Source organism: Synechococcus sp. MEDNS5 (assembly GCF_014279875.1).
GTDB lineage: Bacteria > Cyanobacteriota > Cyanobacteriia > PCC-6307 > Cyanobiaceae > Synechococcus_C.
Genome location: NZ_CP047952.1, coordinates 505,730 through 520,606 on the forward strand (window position 1 = coordinate 505,730; position 14,877 = coordinate 520,606).

Annotated in this window: 21 protein-coding genes; 8 read left to right on the top strand and 13 right to left on the bottom strand. The window is 48.7% G+C overall.

Going from position 1 to position 14,877, the window contains the following annotated elements:
- The first annotated feature begins 45 nt into the window (after window positions 1–45).
- From cpeB to SynMEDNS5_RS02395, 3 genes are all read left to right on the top strand, one after another.
- A complete protein-coding gene (gene cpeB / locus SynMEDNS5_RS02385) occupies window positions 46–600 on the top strand; it encodes a class 1 C-phycoerythrin subunit beta (RefSeq protein WP_011128875.1) in 555 nt (184 codons plus the stop codon).
- A 58-nt stretch (window positions 601–658) separates the two neighbouring features.
- Window positions 659–1,153, top strand: a complete 495-nt coding sequence (gene cpeA / locus SynMEDNS5_RS02390) for a class 1 C-phycoerythrin subunit alpha (protein WP_011128874.1) — start codon at window positions 659–661, stop codon at window positions 1,151–1,153.
- A 109-nt stretch (window positions 1,154–1,262) separates the two neighbouring features.
- A complete protein-coding gene (locus SynMEDNS5_RS02395; protein WP_370593561.1) occupies window positions 1,263–1,712 on the top strand; it encodes a DUF2656 family protein in 450 nt (149 codons plus the stop codon).
- On the opposite strand, the gene SynMEDNS5_RS02400 is transcribed toward SynMEDNS5_RS02395, so the two are convergent.
- Window positions 1,713–1,952 (bottom strand): hypothetical protein, encoded by a 240-nt coding sequence (locus SynMEDNS5_RS02400; RefSeq protein WP_186584126.1) that lies wholly within the window; start codon window positions 1,950–1,952, stop codon window positions 1,713–1,715.
- 276 nt (window positions 1,953–2,228) lie between these two features.
- Between SynMEDNS5_RS02400 and SynMEDNS5_RS02405 the strand changes: the two genes are divergently transcribed.
- Together SynMEDNS5_RS02405 and SynMEDNS5_RS02410 are read left to right on the top strand one after the other, a co-directional pair.
- Window positions 2,229–3,521, top strand: coding sequence for a HEAT repeat domain-containing protein (locus tag SynMEDNS5_RS02405; protein WP_255440251.1), 1,293 nt, complete (start codon window positions 2,229–2,231; stop codon window positions 3,519–3,521).
- A 32-nt stretch (window positions 3,522–3,553) separates the two neighbouring features.
- Window positions 3,554–4,234, top strand: coding sequence for a HEAT repeat domain-containing protein (locus SynMEDNS5_RS02410; RefSeq protein WP_255440252.1), 681 nt, complete (start codon window positions 3,554–3,556; stop codon window positions 4,232–4,234).
- A 10-nt stretch (window positions 4,235–4,244) separates the two neighbouring features.
- Here SynMEDNS5_RS02410 and SynMEDNS5_RS02415 read toward each other — a convergent pair whose 3' ends face one another.
- The 6 genes from SynMEDNS5_RS02415 to SynMEDNS5_RS02440 all read right to left on the bottom strand — a co-directional run bounded on the left by SynMEDNS5_RS02415 (window position 4,245) and on the right by SynMEDNS5_RS02440 (window position 9,518).
- Window positions 4,245–4,589, bottom strand: coding sequence for a Nif11-like leader peptide family natural product precursor (locus SynMEDNS5_RS02415; RefSeq protein ID WP_186584128.1), 345 nt, complete (start codon window positions 4,587–4,589; stop codon window positions 4,245–4,247).
- 159 nt (window positions 4,590–4,748) lie between these two features.
- Window positions 4,749–5,654, bottom strand: a complete 906-nt coding sequence (locus tag SynMEDNS5_RS02420) for a HEAT repeat domain-containing protein (RefSeq protein WP_186584129.1) — start codon at window positions 5,652–5,654, stop codon at window positions 4,749–4,751.
- A gap of 166 nt (window positions 5,655–5,820) precedes the next feature.
- Window positions 5,821–6,702 (bottom strand): phycobilisome rod-core linker polypeptide, encoded by an 882-nt coding sequence (locus tag SynMEDNS5_RS02425; RefSeq protein ID WP_186584130.1) that lies wholly within the window; start codon window positions 6,700–6,702, stop codon window positions 5,821–5,823.
- Window positions 6,703–7,069: 367 nt separating this feature from the next.
- Window positions 7,070–7,567, bottom strand: a complete 498-nt coding sequence (gene mpeA, locus SynMEDNS5_RS02430; protein WP_011128867.1) for a class 2 C-phycoerythrin subunit alpha — start codon at window positions 7,565–7,567, stop codon at window positions 7,070–7,072.
- 46 nt (window positions 7,568–7,613) lie between these two features.
- A complete protein-coding gene (locus SynMEDNS5_RS02435; RefSeq protein ID WP_011128866.1) occupies window positions 7,614–8,150 on the bottom strand; it encodes a C-phycoerythrin class 2 subunit beta in 537 nt (178 codons plus the stop codon).
- Window positions 8,151–8,321: 171 nt separating this feature from the next.
- Window positions 8,322–9,518 carry a HEAT repeat domain-containing protein gene (locus SynMEDNS5_RS02440; RefSeq protein WP_186584131.1) on the bottom strand — a complete coding sequence of 399 codons (1,197 nt, stop codon included), beginning with the start codon at window positions 9,516–9,518 and terminating at the stop codon, window positions 8,322–8,324.
- A gap of 238 nt (window positions 9,519–9,756) precedes the next feature.
- On the opposite strand from SynMEDNS5_RS02440, the gene SynMEDNS5_RS02445 reads away from it, so the two are divergent.
- The 3 genes from SynMEDNS5_RS02445 to SynMEDNS5_RS02455 are packed head-to-tail and all read left to right on the top strand — an operon-like array spanning window position 9,757 to window position 10,632.
- On the top strand, window positions 9,757–10,077 hold the full coding sequence (locus tag SynMEDNS5_RS02445; protein ID WP_186584132.1) for a hypothetical protein: 321 nt from the start codon (window positions 9,757–9,759) through the stop codon (window positions 10,075–10,077).
- A 2-nt stretch (window positions 10,078–10,079) separates the two neighbouring features.
- Window positions 10,080–10,361: a Nif11-like leader peptide family RiPP precursor gene (locus SynMEDNS5_RS02450; RefSeq protein WP_255440255.1), complete on the top strand. Its 282-nt coding sequence runs from the start codon at window positions 10,080–10,082 to the stop codon at window positions 10,359–10,361.
- 37 nt (window positions 10,362–10,398) lie between these two features.
- Window positions 10,399–10,632 (top strand): Nif11-like leader peptide family natural product precursor, encoded by a 234-nt coding sequence (locus tag SynMEDNS5_RS02455; protein WP_186584134.1) that lies wholly within the window; start codon window positions 10,399–10,401, stop codon window positions 10,630–10,632.
- A 10-nt stretch (window positions 10,633–10,642) separates the two neighbouring features.
- On the opposite strand, the gene SynMEDNS5_RS13060 is transcribed toward SynMEDNS5_RS02455, so the two are convergent.
- The 6 genes from SynMEDNS5_RS13060 to SynMEDNS5_RS02480 all read right to left on the bottom strand — a co-directional run bounded on the left by SynMEDNS5_RS13060 (window position 10,643) and on the right by SynMEDNS5_RS02480 (window position 14,855).
- The gene (locus SynMEDNS5_RS13060) at window positions 10,643–10,948 is read right to left on the bottom strand and encodes a CpeR family transcriptional regulator (RefSeq protein WP_255440256.1); all 306 of its coding nucleotides are present in this window, start codon (window positions 10,946–10,948) and stop codon (window positions 10,643–10,645) included.
- A gap of 3 nt (window positions 10,949–10,951) precedes the next feature.
- Window positions 10,952–11,566, bottom strand: a complete 615-nt coding sequence (locus SynMEDNS5_RS02460) for a chromophore lyase CpcT/CpeT (protein WP_186584135.1) — start codon at window positions 11,564–11,566, stop codon at window positions 10,952–10,954.
- Window positions 11,567–11,574: 8 nt separating this feature from the next.
- Window positions 11,575–12,117, bottom strand: a complete 543-nt coding sequence (locus SynMEDNS5_RS02465) for a phycobiliprotein lyase (RefSeq protein ID WP_186584136.1) — start codon at window positions 12,115–12,117, stop codon at window positions 11,575–11,577.
- On the bottom strand, window positions 12,107–12,280 hold the full coding sequence (locus SynMEDNS5_RS02470; RefSeq protein ID WP_186584137.1) for a hypothetical protein: 174 nt from the start codon (window positions 12,278–12,280) through the stop codon (window positions 12,107–12,109). Before SynMEDNS5_RS02470 ends, SynMEDNS5_RS02465 begins: the two co-directional genes overlap by 11 nt.
- 119 nt (window positions 12,281–12,399) lie before the next feature.
- Window positions 12,400–13,134, bottom strand: a complete 735-nt coding sequence (locus tag SynMEDNS5_RS02475) for a phycobilisome rod-core linker polypeptide (protein ID WP_186584138.1) — start codon at window positions 13,132–13,134, stop codon at window positions 12,400–12,402.
- A 74-nt stretch (window positions 13,135–13,208) separates the two neighbouring features.
- The gene (locus SynMEDNS5_RS02480; RefSeq protein ID WP_186584139.1) at window positions 13,209–14,855 is read right to left on the bottom strand and encodes a phycobilisome rod-core linker polypeptide; all 1,647 of its coding nucleotides are present in this window, start codon (window positions 14,853–14,855) and stop codon (window positions 13,209–13,211) included.
- Window positions 14,856–14,877: the final 22 nt, after the last annotated feature.

The following is a 14,877-nucleotide window of genomic DNA, read 5'->3' on the forward strand; positions in this document are numbered from 1 at the left end:
GCGGTTTCCGAAGCACCGCATCCCCAAAAAACTGTCTGGCCCCCAATGCTCGACGCATTTTCCCGCACAGTCGTCAGCGCTGACGCCAAAACTGCACCTGTTGGTGGTAGCGAGCTCGCTAGCCTCCGTTCTTATGTGCAGGATGGCAACAAGCGTTTGGACGCTGTTAACGCCATCACTTCCAACGCCTATTGCATCGTTTCGGATGCGGTCACAGGCATGATCTGCGAAAACACCGGTCTGATCCAGGCCGGTGGCAACTGCTATCCCACTCGTCGCATGGCCGCATGCCTGCGTGATGGTGAGATCGTTCTTCGCTACATCAGCTACGCCCTGCTGGCTGGCGACGCTTCCGTGCTGGATGACCGTTGCCTCAATGGTCTGAAAGAGACCTACATCGCTCTGGGTGTTCCCACTCAGTCTGCAGCTCGCGCTGTCGCGATCATGAAATCCGCAGCAACGGCTCTGATCGGACAAACCAACACCCCTGCTAGCGGTGGCGCAAAGTACCGCAAGATGGAAACCACACAGGGCGATTGCTCTGCACTGGTGTCTGAAGCAGGTTCTTACTTCGATCGCGTGATCGGGGCAATCAGCTGATCTGCGGCTGAATTCGTCTTCTTCTTTCCTTCTCAGCACCCTTATCTAAGGATCTCAAATGAAATCCGTCGTCACCACTGTTGTGACCGCTGCTGATGCAGCCGGTCGCTTCCCTTCCCAGAACGACCTCGAAGCCGTTCAGGGCAATATCCAGCGTGCAGCTGCTCGCCTTGAGGCTGCTGAAAAGCTGGCCGCTGGCCTCGATAACGTGACTCGTGAAGCAGGCGACGCCTGCTTTAACAAGTACGCCTACCTGAAGCAGCCCGGTGAAGCCGGTGACAGCCAGGTGAAGATCGACAAGTGCTATCGCGATCTTGGTCACTACCTGCGTCTGATCAACTACTGCCTCATTGTTGGTGGTACTGGTCCTCTGGACGAGTGGGGTATTGCTGGTGCTCGTGAGGTGTATCGCACCCTTGGTCTTCCAACCAACGCATACATCGAAGCTCTCACTTACACACGTGATCGTGCATGTGCACCTCGTGATATGAGCGCTCAGGCTCTCAACGAATTCAAGAGCTATCTCGATTACGCCATCAACGCCCTGTCTTGAACTGGCAACGGCTGTGAGAGAGAGGGGGGCGATAAGCCCCCCCCTTTTTTTGATGACTGCAGGCTTCTCAGATTGAATCGCGGCTATGTAGTTGTTCCGTTAAGATTGAATGGACAAGTCTTTTCCAATGACGACATTTATTCTTTCTCATAACCTGCAGGTTCAATCTAAAGATGTCCCTCCCTTTGAAACTCAAGTTCTCGCTGACGGTATAGTCTCGAATTCTTCGGCAATTATTTCTGCAACAGTCATTCAACATCCTCATTGGATCATTGAATTGACTTCAAACTTGCCTCCCAACGATATGGCAGTGGAGTTGGTCAAGTCTTGGAAGCAATTGAGGTCTAAACTTGGACAAAGTGTAGATCATGTCATACTGGCGCTTGGTGGGCGCAAAGATTCTTTGGCTGCTCCAGGTGCACCGCTTCAAGAAGGTTTCTGGGGCGTAGATGTTGTGGAAACCCACGATGAAAAGGCTTTCCTGCAAGCCATTAATTGGGATGCACTTAAGTCCAATCGCCCTGAAGATGGTGTTTTCGAGATCTCCTCAAATAATTGATTAGGACGATTTGCGACGACCTCTGCGGCGTTTGCCCTTTTGTTTAGATTCATCACTCGTTCCGACTACATCGGTTTTCATATTTTTGGTCAGGTTCGGAAACTGAGCACTCATTTTCCCAATTAAGGTCTGCGACTTATCTTTTGAACCTCCTGTTGTTCCCTTCCTTGTTGTTGTTGAATGAAGGTGAGCGGCGCTGATCTGAGTGATTGCTGCATGGGAATTTTTGGCGGCTTTCATCCATTGGCTCATAAACCGACTGTCTAGACTTATATGTCTCTGTTTCGAAGTTCTCGAGCCTGGCAACATTGCAGCAGAAACGTTGAGCAAACGACCGGAGAATGGCCCCATTTCCCTCTTGCAGACCTTATGATAATACTTTAAATCTAAATGCTGAGAAGTGGCCCAATGCTTTTCTTATTGTTGTTTAAGAACGCTTGATAATTGGGCGTGTAGAATTTAATTGATATTAGTCTTTCTTTTATGTCGGGCTTGTTTGACAATATTCACCCTGAGTTGGACCAGGCTGGTGCTATCGAGATCTTGGCTACAGAGTTCCAAGATCTTGAAAGCGACAGTGACTACTATATGGCCATTGCGCACTTGGTCAATTTTCCTAGTCAGTTGGCAAATGAAGCATTGCTGAATTTTCTTGGCAGGGTGTCGACTGAGTCTGCTGTCCTTCTTGCTCAACGAAAAGCTGTAGAAGTTCTTGCCCGGCTAGGGGTGACGCAAGCTCAGGAGAAAATTGCCAGTTTTCTTGATAGTTCGGATATCTATATGGTCGAAAATGCTGCCTGGGCACTGGCACAAATAGGCTGCCAAGATCAATCTGTTCATCAGCGCTTAATACAATTGTTGCATGATTCAAGACAGAATCAACGGGTTTTAATTCAAAGTTTGTCTCAACTCTCCGTCTTTACAGCACTTTCGTCGATTGCTCCCTTAATGGATCATGAAAAGTCTTCTGTGTGCGGTGCTGCAATTGCGGCCACAATTCACTTGTCAGGAGATAGGACACGTCTCGCTGATTTGGCTGATCATTTGTACGTTCCTAATCAGATGGATCGTCAGTCGGCAGTTCAAGATGTAATCGATGCTGGTGGGATTGAACTCATGTCGAGTTTGCTTCAGGCACCCATTTCACCAGCGTTTCGAATGAGAGCTGTTCGTGCTCTTGTCGACCGATCGTCAGGTGAGCAGTTGAAAAATAGTGCTCTTTCGGCTGTTGACCAGGTCCTTCGCGATGACCCCAGGCTGATCACGGTGCTTCATCACTATGGAGACCCCCTACCGACTCAGCTGCTTGTCGAAGGTCTGTTTCATCCTGATTTCAGTCGCTGCTATTTGTCGATGCAAACCCTGCTGGATCGTGATCCAGATGAAGTCTGGACCCATGTCTGGGCGAGTTGGCATAAGAAAGCCCATAACGACTATGGAGCGCACTATTTCATGATGCATCTATTTGGTCTCATAAGGAATTGGAGTCATGAGGCCCTTGCGTCTATTCACGATATCCTGTCGGATGCTATTCGAGATAGACGTCCACAATTCAGGAAATCTCCATCTGCTGCGTTGTTGTCTTTTGCCATCTTATTTCCTGGGCAGTGCGACCACTTCTTGAATGATGGTTTGACTACCGTAATGCAACCATTTTGGGATTTCCGTTATACATCGCTTCTACTACTTCAATCTCCCGAGTTGAGTCAAATCCGGTCTCAAAATCTTGAAGTAGTCAGTAATTTGTCTGAATCGGATCCAGATTATTTTGTTCGTTGGAAAGCGCACTCGATTCTCCAATATACATAGTGCATGTATGAGACGTCTGCGTCTGTTTTCGGTTGATCACCAGTGCTAAAATAATTTATCAATTCAGGCTTTCTGTGAGCGATAATCAGTCTGTGCCTTCCATTGATTCCCTATTCGAGGATCTTAGGCATCCCAACCCTAGGATCCAAGAAGAAGCCAGTTTAATTCTTTCGGAGCACTATCAGGAAGAAGCCTTGCCTATATTATTGGAACTATTCTGTCATCAAGATCCCAAAGTGTACAGAGCAGCAGTTAAGGGAATTGGTTTTTTTGGGAGTTCTGCATTCGATCCTTTGATCGAACTTTATGCAACAACTGAGAATCAAACTGCAAGGCGTTGTTGCCCGAAAGCATTCGTTCAATTGTTCAAGAATTTTCCTGATCAACCGTTTCCTGATTCAGTCATAGAAATGTTGGAACAAGCGATTAATGACACAGACATGGTAGTCGTACAAGGAGCTCTGATGTGTCTTGGTCAAATCGGTAAGCAACAGTTCAAGTCTGAAGAGGCAATTAAACTACTCGCAAAATCTCTCAGCAGTGAAAATGTGGCTTTGATCTTTAGTGCATCTCAGGCTCTTGCTGATATCCCGCATCCCATGGCGGAGGTCGCTTTGCATGCACTTCAAGATAATAATGACGATCCGCTGATTCAGGAAGCAGCTCAGTCTGCATTGGCGCGACTTCAAGATCTACTCAATTCAAGGAGTTAAAACCTTTTCTTTATCCAGTCACTGCTTTTACTCCTTCGTAATAGCCTCCAGCGCGAAAATCAAAACGCTCAACTTTGTCCTCTTTGGTACATGTTGTTTGTGAATAATGCAGCAGTGTGCTGAATCCCTCGGGTACCATTTTTGGGCATAACCTTCCCACATCGTTGGCGAATGGGCAGAAATACACACCTGCCCACCGATTCAGGAAACGCCCTTTTATTTCATCCGAAAAGATAAACCCATGTTGATCAGCAAGCTTGAGGATTTCCTCGGGATCAGCTTCTTGAAAAAGAGCTCTGAACGGTAAATTTTCTTCCAGGACCTGAAGAAAGCGTATGAACTCAGCGCGCGACATAAAAGATCACCTATATGTTCAAATTTTATCAGCATCTATCCGCTTTTTACCAGGATCACTGAAAATGCTCCGCTAACTTTACAAGAGAGAACTTGGGGTATTTGAGGTATCCTTGGAATTCTTCAGTGCCCTTCTGTGCATTGTTTTGACCCTAGCTTCTCACAAATTTCTGCTTAGTATGTTGATGGCGACATCAAATACTGCTTGAACTGACTCGTCATCTTCTGTTGCCTTTGCCTTCTCTATGCTTTCTACAGAGTTAAATGCTTCAAGCTTCATCAGTGCCATCGCCGTGTTTTTTCGTACCTGCGTGTCTTTGTCGATCAGTTTCCTTGTCAGCATATGTTCAACATCTTCGGCATCACATGATTTTCCGATAAGTGTTACAGCTTCTGCTCTAACGTCTGGTGAGCAGTCATCTAAAGCTCTGAACACTCTATTTTTTGCACGATGATCGTCACTCTTTTGTATTTGATCTCCTAGGGCTGAAATTGCAGCTACGCGAACTTCAGTCACGTCTGACTCTGCAGCCTCGAGTAATGCCTCAGGTGCTTTGGCGCCGATGAAACTAAGCGCAAGATTAATCAAGCCCACCTGAAATGGTGTGCAGTCTGGATTTTTCAGGATCCCAAGTAATGAGTCCATAGCGTCGGGTCCAATCGTTGCCATTGCTCCAGCAGATGACCCGAGGACAACTGGATCACTGTCTTCTAAAAAAGCTTCGAGGAGATAAGGCAGAGCCTCCTTACTTCCAATCAAATTGAGTGTTTTGGCTGATGCTCTTCTGACGACTACATTTTGGTGTTGGCGAAGAGCTTCACAAAGAATGGGTAGAGCCTCGTCTCCTACTGCGCCAAGGCTTTTTGCAAAGGTTAGTCGTAGGGCTCCTCTAGCATCACCAAGGCCAGCAACCATTTTCTTGAGAGACTCTGCATCAGACCCAGGTCTCTCACCATCACTTAATTTTAAACTTAGTTCGTTGGCGAGTTGAAGCGCTTCTTCTTCGGTGAGCTGACTGTCGCTGAGTGACGAGACATTAGAGAAATCCTGGAGCACTGTGGGCATCGCACAATCTTCATATCAATCTAATCGATTACGGTTGTTGTACTGTTGATTCCTTGAAGCTTTTTCGCCCACGAGCTCTTGGACAAAAAAAAGCTCCCTTTTGAAAGGGAGCTGGTCATCACACACTTGAGTGTTGAATTCTGACCATTAGACCATTTTGGGTCGGTCAGAAGTGGATTCCGAAGGGGCGGAATGCGACGTAGTCTGTCTGCTTAGGAGGCTGATGACCGCTGTACTGCTGTTGAGGCAGCTTTGGAGCAGGCTTGGTAAGTGCAAAATAGTTAAATGTCACAGGTTTAATCGCGCTGCTCGCTGCTAAGGCGAGTGGTGAAACGGTGCGGCTCCGGGATCCCTGAGCGTTGTCACTAACTGCTACTTTGGTGCTGGCAAGCTCCCTCATCATGTTGAAGGAGGACGTCATCATTCCGGCATAAGAATCAGTAGTCCGCACGTATGGGACGATATCCGAACCGAAGACCTCGGCATATTCTGCCCCATCCGTCAGGCTATCGATGAGAGCATCAAATCCCTGTTCGGCCTGCAGCTTAATGCTGGCCTGAATTTCTGCCTGATTAAGTGGAGCTCGCCCTAAGAGATGTTTGAAGTTCAGTTCGATCCCTCGCTGGGGCGCGACTGCGTGGAAGTAATTTTTTTTGTAAAAAGGAGATTTGGCCAGACCATTGACGAAGTCACGTACCGTTATTTCTCCATTCATGAGGCGTGCTTCCAGTGAGGTGCAACGCTCATTTTCCGTTGGAGGTAGGTTCCCGTAAACCTGGCGATAGCTATCGCGGATTGTGCGCTCCAACGCCGCACTATCATTGGGGTGATACTCATCGAAGACCGAACCGAATGGACACTCACTGTGGAGTCGAGGGCCGATTCCGAGACCCATAGATGAGCAAGTGTTCCGCTTAAACTCTGCAATCGAACCTGCCACCGTTCGGGCAACAGTATTCATTCCAGCTTTGCTGGAGGTGGAATACGAAGCGGATTTGGTTCGATTTGCTGCAGACATACCTGCAGGAGTAGTTTGTGTGGTGAGCATGATAAGGATTTGGAGGTGATTGATGATGTCGAGACCTTCAAGTATTCTGATCGCTCTCGAATTGAGGCGGTACTTGACAGAACAGCGGGAGGATCCTTAGTGGTTTAAGGTTTGAAACAGGTTTTACAAGTTTCTGCATTCAACCACTCGAGCAATCATCGACAATAATTGCGATAGATTTAACTTTGGCTGGCTGATTGTCTTTTTTGGGGGGGTTGGCGCCGATCGATCTAATGTCGCTATCGAGTCGTTGAGTTTCTTTCCTTCGCAGGAAGTTTTCTCGCATACTGCTAAAAAAAGGGGGTGAGCTATTTGCTCACCCCCTGAGACGACTAGTCGTAAATACCAATCCGTTAAGGACTGATAATCAGCCCAGGGAGTTGATAACGTAGTCGAGCAGCTGGTTGTAAGCGGTCAGTGCTTGAGCACTCATGTCGCGAGGAGCGCAACCGCGGGAACGCAGGTGGGAGAAACCAGCAACGTAGGTTCCAGCGTCGATGCTGAGTGCTTTGTACACTTCCTTCTGACCGTTGATGGCTAGCTCATCCAGGGGGCCGGTGCCGCCGGTGACCAGGCAGTAGTTGATCAGGCGCAGGTAGTGAACGAAGTCACGCTTGCACTTCTCTTTGCCCTCGGTGGCGCACTTGCGGGGCTGACGGCCGGTAGCTCCGTTGGGGTACTGGTTATACACAGCATCGACAGCTTCCTGAGCAACTTGGTCGTAGTTACCGGCCAGTTTCTCAGCAGCTTCCAGACGAGCAGCAGCACGCTGGATGGAGCCCTGGACGGACTCCATGTCGGAGGCAGAGGGGAAGCGGGAAGCGCTGTCGGCTGCTCCGACGACGGTGGTGATGACGGACTTCATGATGAAAAAGGGGGGTGTTCAGATGTGCAGAAATTCAATCTCTGGCTCAGCTGATAGCGCTGATCACCATGTCGAAATAGCTGGCAGCTTCGCCGGCGATGTTGGAGCAATCTCCAGTGGTCACAGGCATCTTTTTGGGCTGGCTGTTGGTGTTGGTAATCAGGGCACCAGCAGCGGCCTTCATGATGGCCACGGCACGGGAGGCGGAACCTGTGGGAACACCCAGTGCAGCGTAGGTTTCACGCAGTCCGTTCAGGCAGCGGTCCTGGAGAACAGAAGCATCACCAGCCAGCAGGGCGTAGGAGACGTAACGCAGAACGATCTCACCATCGCGCAGGCAAGCAGCCATCTTGCGGTTGGTGTAAACGCCACCGTTGGGGGCGGTCAGACCGGTGTTCTCGCAGCAGATGCCTGCAACGGCGTCGGAAACGATGCAGCTAGCGTTGGAAGTGATGGCGTTAACAGCGTCGAGGCGCTTGTTGCCATCGGCAATGAAGGACTTCAGAGAGGCCAGTTCGCCGCCGCCGATGAAAGAGCCGCTGGAATCGGCTGAGACAGCTGCCCTGGAGAATGCGTCGAGCATGGGTTGGGGAATACGTTGTTTGGGGAGATGCATTCCGCATCAAGATGGACAGTAACCCTGCTTTTTTTGCCTAACTCCCAGACAAGCGTGTCAGGACACACAAGTTGACAAAAGAAAAATCGGTAACACCACGACATCATTTGACCTGGTTGTTACTGAAGCAGACACTAATCATGACAACTGTTTAAGTACCTGCCTGCAGGTCCACTTCAGTGGTAGCCAGTTAGCTGAGACTGAAAGCTCCTCGAGGAGGGGCTTCTGATCAGTCAGCCTCAATCTCAGGCAACCCCAGGCTGCTGCAATCCTCGATTTTGTGTACTGAGGGATCGTTTCGGCCAGAGCTAGGCAGATCAAGTCACTCCTTTCGGACAAGCCTTGAAGGCTGATGACTGATGTTAAGTAATAGTGAGTAACATAGTCGCTCCATAATTTTTGTTTAATTTCATTAATTAATTCCATTCTGCTTCGTTTGTCCATATTCATTAGGCTCAAAGCACCACCGTATTGACGTGCTTCGTCTCGGTGTTGAAGATTATTTTCGATTTCAATTGCGTCAACAGGGCAGACCCACTCTTGTCTGAGCTTTAAATGTTGTGGGTTGTCTTGCAAAAGTTGCGTTATTAATTCTGAATATTCATCAGGAACGTGACATGTTTTGTTGGGATCGACGAGCTGGAAAGCGCTTCTTGCCCGTAATGACATGGACACAGGTGCCGTAACCAGTGCCTCCAATCTTGTGACATCACCAGCATCGCCAAGGTCAATGACGGCGGATCGGCGTCGACCAGCGATGGGATCGATCAGCTGGGGAACCAGATCATCTAGACCGGAGGTCTCTTTGTGCACTCTTGCTAAATATGCTTTGGCTGCACCGCAGACGAGCGGATTCTGATCGTTCGCGAGTGGGCGTATTGCCTCTTCTGCCTTGTTGATTTCCAGCCTGCAAAAGGCCTGGATGACTGCTCGCTTTTGGATATCTTCCCCAGCGAGTGCCTTGATCAAGCTTCTCTGATCGCTTTCTGTTAGTGGTGCACCAATTTTTGTGATGGCGTCAACAGCGTTAATGACTGCAGCCTCATCTGTGCAAGACAGTGAGCGAAACAGAGTAGGTAATGCCCTAGTGCTTTTTCTGCGGCCTAGGGCGTCAATGGCTTTTCGTCGTGTGATTCGGTCAAACAGATGTTCCGGACTTAATTCTGCTGCCTTAATGAGGACATCAAGGGATTCCTCAGTGTCGCTAGCTCCCAACCTCGTCGCAGCCATATATTTGTCGACAGGTCGATCCAATGTCTCTGGGTCGGCCAGAATCACAGACATGGCACGATCTTCTGTCAATCCTTCAACCAAGTTGTCGAAACGCTCTGGCATAGTTTTATTTGCTCGGGTGAATTGATAAAGGTGACAAAGGCAGTCTTCGATTTCCTGAATAATTTTAGAGCTTATGTTCCACGATTATTGTTTATACGCAAGGAAATATTTACTTTAGGATTCAATATTTAAACTTTAACTTACTCCATCCATGAGTGCTGTCGGCTCAGACTGCTGTTGCTGTAATAAAATGCAAAGACCTGTTTTTGGTACTATTCGATCGGTTCGTCGCAACACGATGCCTGTGTCCCCTGAGCGTGAGCAAGCGCTCTCTGAATTCGTCGCTGCCGTTCAAGCACGGGAGGATGTCCAATCCGAGTTGAACGAGATCACAACTATCGATCAGTTGAAAACAATCGTCGACTCTATTGAACCAGCATTGACTGGTGCTGCATTGATACCTTACGAACAGGCAACAAGTCCTCCAAAGATCACCATTGATTCTGGTGTTCTAGAAAAGAATATTCCATGGCGTCTTTTGCGTTGTCCTGGGGGGCCATTAGTGCTTCAAATGATTTGTACAAGTGTCAACTTTGCTTTGTGGATTGAAAGTTGTTGAGAATGAATCCACCTCCGATTAAAGAATTCATCCAGGCTGTTGTGTATGACCATTCAATTGCCACTGGTCTGAAGGCTTGTGAGACTGACCAGGATATTATTGATTATGCAGCTTCCAAGGGATTTATTTTTTCATCGAGTGAATGGCAGCTATATCTTGCTTTGGATCGTAAGACTTTGAGTGATGCAGAATTGGCAAAGATTCTTGTCGTACCTGTTGAGCATTGGTCCTGGGCATTTCGGAAGGTTGCCTCATGGCGTGCCATGCTCATGGATGGAATTTGATCTACAATGTGATTATCTCTATTGAGCAGTCTTTGGTATGACGGATTCCTCCTCTAACGTAAAGCAAGATTTATCTTTGGAATCATTCATTACAATGGTTCGCCAGGATCCTGATCTCAAAGCTGAAATCAAGGCAGCCCTCAATCAAGATGACGTGATCGCAATTGCTGCATCTAAGGGATATCAATTCGATTCCACGACTATTTTAAGAAGGTGGAGCAAGCACACTGACTTTACTCAGGATACTTGGATGGGATGGTTTGACGAGTGAGCCTCAATTGTCAAGAAGATATCTCAGAGTACCTTGTTGTTTTGCTTCCCTTTTTGGCCCAGTATGTCACCAAAGCCTCGCCGCCAGGTCGTGGAACACTAGCAGTTGCTTGCAGGATCTTGAATGATCGTCTAGGTCCCATTGGCCAGTTTCCAATGGCTTTTACAGTTCTAATTCTCCCCCCCATGGCTCTAATGCAAGTCTCGAACTTGTCTAATTGAGTTTGATCAACAGTTTCAAAAATAAAGTCGCTTCCAACACAGATTAAATGTTGTGAACGTATCCAGGTTTTCATTTGTTTGTCATAATCAACCATTGTTCAGGTTTTAAGCTCGAGCCATTCGTTAGTGACTTCATTCGAAAAACTTGCGATTTTTTCGAATCGCAGCATCCCATGCTCTGATCCCCAGACTTGCACATTGTTCTCTGGATCAAATCCACGATCCCGACTAATCCAGGAGGTTTGATTGAATTCAACTTCACTGACAAGATAAGTCAATTTTCCGTCCCTTGGAATTAGACAACTTTTCCCGGGTTCAACATTGCCAACGAAGTGTCCAGGTGATATGGATCTGAAATGCATGGCACAACCGCAGCGCCTCTTCAATGATTCTGAATGCAGTTCGTCCAAAAGTTCGGGATTGCGTCCAGCGCCGGCAAGTCGGCGAGGATTATCAAAGGCAAAATTCTCCATTACAAACAAGTTCTGATCTAGTACTAGCCGATGTATCCCTTGCCGGTAGGGATCCCACGGAGCATAGTCATAGCATTGCTCAGAATAAAAGCCTGGTCCTTTAAAGATGCGCCATGGTAATGGTCGGAAAACAATATTGATTCGTGCGTAATCCTTTGGATTTTCTTGTGCTTGATTAATGTTATCGAATGTGCCTGCAAGAGTCTTGGCAAAGTCTGCAATTGCTGTATAGTTTCTCATATATATCTCTAGGCCTTAATTCGTCTGACTTCAGAGGCAAATGAGGTTTGCAGAACTCCTGAGCCTGCAGATGTCTTCAATACAGATGATCTGCACCGAACATTGTCTGAAACAAACCAGATTCTTTCCTCTGCTATTGATTGCTCATAATGCGTTGTAAGCAAGAATGTGCCATCGTCTAAAAACTGGTATGTCGACTCTGCTAATTCGGATTCAGCATACCCCACACTTCTGATCAAGATGCCAGAATAGTCATTTTTTTTCAGTGGGATGATCAGGCACGAGCCTGATGAAACTTGAGATGGATCTTCGGGCTCCCAGTCACTTTCGGCTGACCATTCCATCCTGAATGGCGCGACTATGTCGGAGCTATGTCCTTGGTTAGAAGTTGCGGTTGAGAGTAAATCCTGAACAGCAGAATCGCATTTCTCGATGGATTCAATGCTTACTTCGCTAAGAACGTCTTCAAATTGTTGAAAAGCTAGAGAATGGCCTGATCTCATGGAACGCCATTTACCCACACTTTGAGCAACAAATTGCTCAATCGTCATACTTTTTAATATTGTGCTCATCCAGCGGCTGGCGATTGCTATGCATCATGTTAACCATTGAGTCGATCATCATCGACATGGCCATTGGTGCGGCAGCTACTGATTGCTGAAAAGCTGTGTTCTGAGTCGGTTGTTCTCTTGAAAATGGGCGAAGAATTGGCATTGGGAAAAACCGTTTTTAGATTTGGATCTGGTGATTGCGTTCTTGAGGGTCGCCTTTGTATGACCACTCGGCAATCATGACTGATTTGCCTGTCTGGATTGTGGAAAAAGCGCTAAGGATTAAGCCTTCGCAATAGAAAGGATCTTTCCGCCTTGGGAGAGGATCGAGCGAATCGTTGCCGACATGGAGGTCTGGTTGACCACCGATTTCTGTACAGCGCGCCGATTGGCTCCAACCTGGCGGCGTGACGTCCAATTGATCGTTAAGGAGTTGGCGTTTCCGACACTCTTGCGATCAACCACGTCTGGTGAGTTGCCTGAGCAAAGGCTTTGCAGCAACTTGGACTGGCGATCAGCACTGTCGTATCCGGCGTAACCGGCATCAACAACCCTTGATCGGGTGTAGTTCAGGGTTCGTCCTCCTACCATGCTTTCTGAGGCTCGGTTGTATGGGACCTGATCGACTCCGAAGGCTGATAAATATTCTTCGCTGTAAACATAGCTTGCCATCTCGGCTTCAAATCCTTCGTCTTGCAGCAGCCTCACATGATTCATTAGCTCGACCTGATCATGAGGAGGACGGCCAAGAAGATGCTTGAAATTAAGTTCAACAAACTGATAGGGACTATTGGTCTCAAAGAACAGTTTTTTGTAGGTGTCAGACTGAGCGAGGGCCATAACAAATCCCTGGACGGTGAGATCACCATTCATGAATAGTGCTTCAATGGAGCTATTGACATCAAGCTCCATCAGGTGTCGGTTTCCGAAGACCTGGCGATACGTTTGTTGAATGACCTCAGCAGCATGACTGGTATCAACGTTGGGTTGTGAAGCAAGAGTTGTGGGCTCAGTCATGTTGCTGGAATGGGTATGAAATCTATAAGGGCCGCTTGAGGTTGCGGCCCCCTATGGCAGGACTAGATCTGCTCTTACATCACCTCAGTGATGGAGACAATTTTGCCTCCACGTGCATGGATGTACTTCATTTGGCTGGACATGTCCTTGCCGGAGACGAGATAAGTGTTTCCCGCGGTGCGCTGACGTGAACGAGCTGCCTGGGTTGCTACGACAATCCGGAAGCGCTTCTTCGTGGGATCAGGAGCGCCGGACTGTGTTCCAGTTCGGTTGATTCGCGTCGTCGTAGCACTCCAGCCACTTGGAACCATTCCTGTGGCGACGGAGGTGACAAGAGAGGAGCTGCTCAGGACCGTGTCACTAGCTGCGAAGCCTTCTGCCAGGCTCAGATGTCGATTGAAGGCAACCTGGGAGCGGCCGTTTTCGGTGAGGATCCTGGCGTATGGAATGGTGTCTTCACCAAAGATGCTCTGATACTCCACGCTGTCGACGTAGCTGCAGATTTCAGCTTCATAACCACCTTCGGCGAGGATCTTGGTGTGTTCGCTGATCTCCGCTTGAGACTGTGGGGCTCTACCGAGGAAATGTTTGAAATTCAGCTCGATGAATCGATAAGGAGCGTTGGTTTCGAAGAATCGCCGCTTGTATTCAGCTGAAAGGCCGACAGCCCGCACAAATTCACGGGTGCTCAAATAACCATCAATGAACTTGCTTTCTGCCGACAGAGCGCGTTCAAACTCCATCAGGTGGGGGTTACCCATGACCTGTTTGTATGCAGAGCGAATCAGGGCATTGAGCTGATCCGGGCTGTCTCCTGGGCAACGCTGAAATGTTTCCTGCTCACGCTGACCAAGACCGAAGGTGACGTATGCGTCGCCGCGAAGCGGAGCGGAGTCATTGCCACTGGTGATGCCAGGAGCTTTGCTGCTGAAACGACCAGAAGTGAAGCTTGCGGAGGGACGCACGCCCACGGCCTGACTCGGGACGCTGATCCGAGGAGCGATGCCGGAGGCCAGGCTTCTGGTTAGCGCTGGGCTTCCTCCACGGGCACTATCACTGCCGGCGAAACTCTTCTCGAGAGCTGCCAGCATCGGGAATGCAGCAGTCGAGAGGTCTGCAGGAGAACTCCAAGAGCGGGCATAAGGCACAACATCGCTTCCAAATACCTCGAGGTATTCAGCTGAATCGACGATGCTGTCGATGAGGGCTCCCTGCCCCTGTTCTGCCTGCAGGGTGATCATGGCAGAAATCTCAGCCTGAGTTTCCGGAGCGCGCCCTAGAAGATGTTTGACATTCAGTTCAACACCCCGCTGTGGAGCAACGCTGTTGAAGAACCGGCTCTTGTAAAAGCTTGACTTTGCCAGACCTCTTATGAAATCACGCACGGTCAGACGGCCGTCCCTGAGCTGAGCCTCAAGTTCTGTGCACCGCTCAAAATTCATGACATGAGCGTTCCCGAAGACCTGTCGGTACGACGCTGAAATGACTGTCTCTAGAGCACCATTGTCCTCCGGGCTGTAGCACTCGCTTGTGACACGGTGAGGGCAGTCGGCGTGACTACGGGGCCCCACCCCGATCGCCATTTGATCGCAGGATTGCTTCTTGAACTCCCCAATAGTCAGGGCCGGCTTCTGACCAGCTTGGCCTTTGCGCTGGAAGCTGACTGGATCTCCCCACTTCGTGGTTGCTCCAAAGCCGAGTGATGTTTGATTGCTGGCCATTGTTCAGGTGAGATTTTGAAGT

What these genes read in the sequence shown, in the direction of transcription:
- SynMEDNS5_RS02425 (WP_186584130.1), bottom strand. Translation starts at nt 6,702, where the DNA reads ATGCTCACCACACAAACTACTCCTGCAGGTATGTCTGCAGCAAATCGA.
- SynMEDNS5_RS02440 (WP_186584131.1), bottom strand. Translation starts at nt 9,518, where the DNA reads ATGCCAGAGCGTTTCGACAACTTGGTTGAAGGATTGACAGAAGATCGT.
- cpeA (WP_011128874.1), top strand. Translation starts at nt 659, where the DNA reads ATGAAATCCGTCGTCACCACTGTTGTGACCGCTGCTGATGCAGCCGGT.
- SynMEDNS5_RS02450 (WP_255440255.1), top strand. Translation starts at nt 10,080, where the DNA reads ATGAATCCACCTCCGATTAAAGAATTCATCCAGGCTGTTGTGTATGAC.
- SynMEDNS5_RS02465 (WP_186584136.1), bottom strand. Translation starts at nt 12,117, where the DNA reads ATGACGATTGAGCAATTTGTTGCTCAAAGTGTGGGTAAATGGCGTTCC.
- mpeA (WP_011128867.1), bottom strand. Translation starts at nt 7,567, where the DNA reads ATGAAGTCCGTCATCACCACCGTCGTCGGAGCAGCCGACAGCGCTTCC.
- SynMEDNS5_RS02460 (WP_186584135.1), bottom strand. Translation starts at nt 11,566, where the DNA reads ATGAGAAACTATACAGCAATTGCAGACTTTGCCAAGACTCTTGCAGGC.
- cpeB (WP_011128875.1), top strand. Translation starts at nt 46, where the DNA reads ATGCTCGACGCATTTTCCCGCACAGTCGTCAGCGCTGACGCCAAAACT.
- SynMEDNS5_RS13060 (WP_255440256.1), bottom strand. Translation starts at nt 10,948, where the DNA reads ATGGTTGATTATGACAAACAAATGAAAACCTGGATACGTTCACAACAT.
- SynMEDNS5_RS02415 (WP_186584128.1), bottom strand. Translation starts at nt 4,589, where the DNA reads ATGTCGCGCGCTGAGTTCATACGCTTTCTTCAGGTCCTGGAAGAAAAT.
- SynMEDNS5_RS02480 (WP_186584139.1), bottom strand. Translation starts at nt 14,855, where the DNA reads ATGGCCAGCAATCAAACATCACTCGGCTTTGGAGCAACCACGAAGTGG.
- SynMEDNS5_RS02400 (WP_186584126.1), bottom strand. Translation starts at nt 1,952, where the DNA reads ATGAAAGCCGCCAAAAATTCCCATGCAGCAATCACTCAGATCAGCGCC.
- SynMEDNS5_RS02475 (WP_186584138.1), bottom strand. Translation starts at nt 13,134, where the DNA reads ATGACTGAGCCCACAACTCTTGCTTCACAACCCAACGTTGATACCAGT.
- SynMEDNS5_RS02435 (WP_011128866.1), bottom strand. Translation starts at nt 8,150, where the DNA reads ATGCTCGACGCATTCTCCAGGGCAGCTGTCTCAGCCGATTCCAGCGGC.
- SynMEDNS5_RS02395 (WP_370593561.1), top strand. Translation starts at nt 1,263, where the DNA reads ATGGACAAGTCTTTTCCAATGACGACATTTATTCTTTCTCATAACCTG.
- SynMEDNS5_RS02445 (WP_186584132.1), top strand. Translation starts at nt 9,757, where the DNA reads ATGCCTGTGTCCCCTGAGCGTGAGCAAGCGCTCTCTGAATTCGTCGCT.
- SynMEDNS5_RS02455 (WP_186584134.1), top strand. Translation starts at nt 10,399, where the DNA reads ATGACGGATTCCTCCTCTAACGTAAAGCAAGATTTATCTTTGGAATCA.
- SynMEDNS5_RS02470 (WP_186584137.1), bottom strand. Translation starts at nt 12,280, where the DNA reads ATGCCAATTCTTCGCCCATTTTCAAGAGAACAACCGACTCAGAACACA.
- SynMEDNS5_RS02420 (WP_186584129.1), bottom strand. Translation starts at nt 5,654, where the DNA reads ATGCCCACAGTGCTCCAGGATTTCTCTAATGTCTCGTCACTCAGCGAC.